This window comes from Streptomyces sp. NPDC049577, assembly GCF_040675635.1.
In the GTDB taxonomy this organism is placed as follows: domain Bacteria; phylum Actinomycetota; class Actinomycetes; order Streptomycetales; family Streptomycetaceae; genus Streptomyces.
In genome coordinates this window covers 1-5343 of sequence record NZ_JBFAPH010000398.1, presented here as the reverse complement: position 1 = coordinate 5343, position 5343 = coordinate 1, and the positions used below count along the sequence as shown (strand labels likewise).

4 protein-coding genes and 1 pseudogene are annotated in these 5343 nt (G+C 71.9%); 4 read left to right on the top strand and 1 reads right to left on the bottom strand.

What is annotated here, in order from left to right:
* A pseudogene (locus AB0K09_RS29415) lies at positions 1–731 on the top strand (germacradienol/geosmin synthase); the annotation flags it as partial.
* An 81-nt stretch (positions 732–812) separates the two neighbouring features.
* Positions 813–1715, top strand: a complete 903-nt coding sequence (locus AB0K09_RS29410; RefSeq protein WP_366068452.1) for a phosphotriesterase — start codon at positions 813–815, stop codon at positions 1713–1715.
* Positions 1716–1772: 57 nt separating this feature from the next.
* Here AB0K09_RS29410 and AB0K09_RS29405 read toward each other — a convergent pair whose 3' ends face one another.
* On the bottom strand, positions 1773–3041 hold the full coding sequence (locus AB0K09_RS29405) for an MFS transporter (RefSeq protein WP_366068451.1): 1269 nt from the start codon (positions 3039–3041) through the stop codon (positions 1773–1775).
* Positions 3042–3462: 421 nt separating this feature from the next.
* Between AB0K09_RS29405 and AB0K09_RS29400 the strand changes: the two genes are divergently transcribed.
* Together AB0K09_RS29400 and AB0K09_RS29395 are read left to right on the top strand one after the other, a co-directional pair.
* Complete coding sequence (locus AB0K09_RS29400; protein ID WP_366068453.1) at positions 3463–4428, top strand: ketoacyl-ACP synthase III; 966 nt, start codon at positions 3463–3465, stop codon at positions 4426–4428.
* A 61-nt stretch (positions 4429–4489) separates the two neighbouring features.
* Positions 4490–5287: an arylamine N-acetyltransferase gene (locus tag AB0K09_RS29395; RefSeq protein WP_366068450.1), complete on the top strand. Its 798-nt coding sequence runs from the start codon at positions 4490–4492 to the stop codon at positions 5285–5287.
* The last annotated feature ends 56 nt before the right edge of the window (positions 5288–5343 follow it).

The following is a 5343-nucleotide window of genomic DNA, read 5'->3' as shown; positions in this document are numbered from 1 at the left end:
GCCTCGCCGATCTCTGGCCGCGCACGGCCGGCCCGATGACCAAGGACGCCCGGCGCGCATTCCGCACCGCCATCGAGGACATGACCCAGAGCTGGCTGTGGGAGCTCGCCAACCAGCGGCAGAACCGCATCCCCGAACCCGTCGACTACATCGAGATGCGCCGCAAGACCTTCGGCTCGGACCTCACCATGAGCCTGTCACGGCTCCGGCATGGCAAGGCCCTCCCCCCGGAGGTCCACCGCTCGCGGGCGGTACAGGCCATGGAGCAGTCCGCCTCCGACTACGGCACCCTGATCAACGACTGCTTCTCCTACCAGAAGGAGATCGAGTTCCAGGGCGAGGTGCACAACGCCGTCCTCGTCGTGCAGAACTTCTTCGGCTGCGGCCGCATGGAGGCCCTGGGCATCGTCGACGACCTGATGAACTCCCGCATGCGAGAGTTCCAGCACGTCGTCGCCACCCAGCTGCCCGCGCTCGCCGAGGAGTTCGCCCTCGACGCGGAGGCCCGCGCCGCCCTGGACGGCTACGTCCAGGAGCTCAAGGACTGGATGTCCGCCGTCCTCACCTGGCACCGGAAATGCCACCGGTACACCGAGGCCGACCTGCTGCGCCACCACGCCGCTCCCCCGGCGGTGCCGACGCCGCACGGCCCCACCGGCATCGGCACCTCGGGCACCCGGATCGGCACCCGGACCGGCACCCTGCCGGTCCGTGCCGGAAGCGGAGGGTGAGCCGGGAAACGGAGTTGGCTTCGCCCCTCCGGCAGTGAAACCATGATCGTTCCATGGTGAGCCGTCCAGAGGGGGAAGTCCGTGACCGCCGTCCGTACCGTGCTCGGAGATGTGCCGCCCGAGGAGCTGGGGGTCTGCGACGCGCACGACCACCTCTTCCTGCGCAGCCCGCAGCTGCCTGGGCAGGAGCTCGACGACGCAGCCGCCGCGGCCGAGGAGCTGACCGCCTTCCGTGAGCTGGGCGGGCAGGCGGTGGTGCAGTGGACGCCGCGCGGCATGGGCCGGCGCCGGGACGAACTGGCCCGGCTGGCGCGGTCCACCGGAGTGCGGCTGGTGGCCGCGACCGGGCTGCACCAGGCCGTCCACTACGAGCCGGCCCTGCTGGAGCGGGTGCGGGGCCGGCTCGCGGAGCTGTTCGTCGAGGACCTCACCACGGCTCCGGTCCGGGCCGGTCTGATCAAGGTCGCCGGGGCCTTCCACACCGTCGACGCGCACACGCGGCACATCATGACGGCAGCGGCCGAGGCCCATCACGCGACGGACGCGCCCATCGCCGTCCACCTCGAACTCGGCACCGCCGCCGTCGACGTCCTCGACCTGCTGTGCGAGGAACTGGCCGTACCGCCGTCCCGCGTGATCCTCGGCCATCTGAACCGCTCGCCCGACACCCGGGTCCACCGGGAAGTCGCCCGCCGCGGGGCGTTCCTCGCCTTCGACGGGCCGTCCCGCGCCCACCACGCCACCGACTGGCGGCTGTTCGACGTGCTCGCCGCCCTGGCCGAGGCCGGTCACGCCGGGCAGCTGCTGCTGGGCGGGGACACCACCACGGCCGCCGCCCGCGCGGCCACGGGAGGCGGTCCGGGGATGCCGTACCTGCTCGGCACGCTGCGGCCGAGGCTCACGCGCGAGCTGGGCGAGGAGTTCGTCACCCAGGTCTTCACCGGCAACCCCGCCCGGGCGTTCGCCGCCGACTGGCGGGGCTGACGGACACGCGGCCGGCGGTGCGGGGGCCGGCGGACGCCGGGAGGCGGCCGTCGCCCGTCAGCCCCGGCGGATGGCGAGGAGCGCGACGATGGCCGGGCCGAAGGCGCCACCCAGCTGGTAGCACAGGTTGAACAGGCCGATGGCGGTAGGCCGTTGCTGCTCCCTCGCCGCGTTCGCGGTGAGGTGCGACAAGGTCGCCTGGCCCGACGACGCGGCGAACAGCGCCACGGCGGCCACGACGGGCAGCAGCGCGGCCCAGGGTGTCAGGACCGCGCCGGCCAGGGCGAGGGCCCCGAGGCCGATCAGCACGGTGAGCAGGGCCGGGCGGTTCATCCTCGGCGAGAGCGCCGCCAGCCCCCAGGACAGCGCGGAGCCGATGACCAGCGCCACGAGCTGCACCGTGCCGATCTGGCCCTTGGACCACGACGTGTCGCGCTCCAGCAGGGCCGGCACGGCATAGAGCAGCGCGAAGTACGAGGTGGACAGCGCAAACGCCACCACGCTCGACAGCAGGAAGACCGGGCTGCGCAGCAGCGCGGAGGGCACGAACCCTTCCGGGCGCGCCCGGACGCGCAGGCCCACCAGCACGGCGGCCACCACGGCCGCGACGGCCGCCGGGACCGGATGGTGCGGGACGAACACCAGCGAGGTCACCAGGGCGACGGTCGCCGCCGCGCCGGGGAAGTCGAAGCGGGTGCGGGGCTCCGCCGTGGGCGCCGGGGAGGTGTACCGCGCGACGGCGGGCACGGCGAGCAGCGTGACGGCCGACAGGGCGAGCGAGACGTGCCAGGACCAGGCGTCGGCGATCAGTGAGCCGCCGAGCGGTCCGACGGCGCCGCACATGCTGGCCCCGGCGGTGATCAGGCCCATGCGGCGGGGCGAACCGGCGAGGTTCATCCCGATGGTGACCAGACCGGCCCCGCCGAACGCCTGGGCGGCGCGGCCGAGAACGATCAGGGGGAACCACGGCGAGGCGACGACGAGCACGACGCCGGCGGCCACGCAGCAGGCGCTCATCATGAGGGCAGGGCGCAGCCCGCGCCGGCGGACGATCCCGGCGACCAGCGGGGTACCGACGGCGATGGCCCAGAAGAAGACGGTGACGAACCAGGTCACGGTCGCCACGGAGACCCCGAGGTCACCGGCCATGTCCGGGAGGATCAAGGCCGGGCTGGTGGAGCTGAGCCCGAGGGGGGCGCCGAGCAGGGCCAGCCAGAAGCCGGGCACCTGGCGGACGCGGTGTGTGGCCGGTGCGGCCCCCGGACCGGGTGGGCTCGGTGTGGTGCCGGCGGTCAGCGGAACGGTTCCGCCGGTCGGTTCGGGCATCGGTTCCTCCGTGCGGTGGGGGCGGGCGCGCCCCGAAGGCGCGCGGTAATCAGGGCAGTGTGCGGGTGAAGCGGTCCCGATGCCGTTTCGGAACGGCACAGTCCATCAAGTCGGTGGCTGTAGCAACAATGAATGCGATTCCCTTGTCGAATAAACATCGAATTACAGCCATGACGCGGACCTGACAAATTCTTCCGATTGTTGTTGTGGGTCGATCGAATTCCCTTCGAGGATGAATGAACGTGTCGCGTTCCGTGACTTGACACACTGATGTGCGCAGCGTGAGCGGAGGCAATGCTCCGGAGCTGCCACCCACACCGCAGGACGGTACCGACTATCCGAGGGGTCGACAGTGACCGCTGATAAATCTGGTAAACCTGGCAAAGGACTGGAACTGCCCCACAAACCCCCGGCCGTGGGAATTCTGGGAACGGGGTCCTACCTCCCGTCCAGGGTCGTGACCAACGACGAGGTGGGCGGACCGGCCGGCGTCGACGACGAGTGGATCGTCCGGAAGACGGGTATCCTCCGACGGCGCTGGGCCAAGGACGAGGAGGCCACCTCGGACCTGGCGACCATCGCGGCCCGGACCGCGCTGGAGGACGCCGGCCTGCGGGCCTCGGACCTCTCCCTGATCATCGTGGCGACGTCCACGCCCGACTCCCCGCAGCCTCCGACGGCCGCCTCGGTGGCCTACAACCTGGAGGCGCCGCCCACGGCCGCCGCGTTCGATCTCAACGCCGTGTGCACCGGCTTCGCGTTCGCCCTCTCGCTGGCCCACCGCGCCCTGCTCGGTTCCGGCGGCTACGCGCTGGTGATCGGCGCCGACATGTACAGCCGCATACTGAACCCGGCCGACCGGCGCACGGTCACCCTGTTCGGCGACGGCGCCGGCGCGGTGGTACTCGGACCGCTGACGGCGGGCCGCGAGGTGCTGGCGACCCGGCTGCTGACCTTCGGTGAGGAACGGGACCTCGTCAGCGTGCCGGCGGGGGGTTCCCGGCTGGGCTGGACGCACGGGACCGTCGAGGACGAGCTGCACTACTTCCGGATGAACGGGCGCGGCGTGAAGGAATTCGTCGGCGCCGGCCTGCCGCCCGCGCTGGACGAGTTCCTCGACGAGGCCGGCGTCACGCGGGCGGACATCAAACACGTCGTCCCCCACCAGGGCAACGCCGTGATGCTCCGGGAACTCGCCGGGCAGCTGGGCCTGCCCCGCGCCCGGATGCATTCGACCGTGGAGGAGTACGGCAACACGGGCGCGGCCTCGGTCGCCATCACCCTCGACCACGCCGCCCGCTCCGGCTCGGTACGGCGGGGCGACCAGGTGCTGCTGGCCGCCTTCGGCGGCGGCTTCTCCTTCGGGTTCGCGCTGGTGCGCTGGTGACGGCGACCGTCACCGCGCCGCCGGCCCGGCCCTCCACCCCCTTGAGAACGGGAGCTTGACCATGAGCAATGTCGACGTGGACGCCTATCTGGAGCGCATCGGGGCGAAGCGACCGGAGAGGCTGGACCTCGCGGCCCTGGCTCACCTCCAGGAGCGCCACATCATGTCGGTCCCCTTCGAGACGATCGACTTCAACCTGGGCATACCGATCCGGATGGGCGAGGACGTCCTCGACAAGGTCGTGCGCCGGCGCCGGGGCGGCGGCTGCTACGAGCTGAACTCCGCCTTCGCCACGCTCCTGCGCGAGCTCGGTTTCTCCGTCCACATGCTGCCCGGCAGGACCCTGCACAACGGCCAGGAGGCCCTGCTCGGCTGGTTCTACGGGCACATGGTGCTGCGCGTGGACCTGGCGGACGGCCCGTACCTGGTCGACGTGGGCTTCCGCTGGGCCAGCCGGAAGCCGCTGCGCATGGACCTGCGCGAGGTGCAGCAGGACGAGAACGGCGCGTACCGGATCGTGGACACCCCCGAGGGCGACGTCGAGCTGGTGCACAACGGCGTGCACCGCATCCGGCTGGAGACCCGGGCCCGGGACCTGGGCGACTTCGTGCCGACCCTGTGGTTCTTCTCGACCTCGCCCGACTCCCCGGTGACCGGCGGCTCGGTGTGGGCCTCGCTCATCACCCCCACCGGGCGCGTCTCGCTCCTCGACCGCACGCTGACGCGGATCGAGAACGGCGAGCGGTTCAAGGAGGTCCTCGACGACGAGGCGTTCATCCCGGCGATGCGGCGCTGGTTCGGCATGGAGATCGACCGGCTGCCCAACCTGCCGCCGATGCCGGAGGGTTCCCCCGCCTGATCCGGCCGTGAAACCGGCGGTGCCCGGCCCCGTTCCCCGGGGGCCGGGCACCGTTC

Excerpts from the sequence above, each read along its gene's own strand:
- AB0K09_RS29405 (WP_366068451.1), bottom strand. The coding sequence starts at position 3,041 with ATGCCCGAACCGACCGGCGGAACCGTTCCGCTGACCGCCGGCACCACA.
- AB0K09_RS29395 (WP_366068450.1), top strand. The coding sequence starts at position 4,490 with ATGAGCAATGTCGACGTGGACGCCTATCTGGAGCGCATCGGGGCGAAG.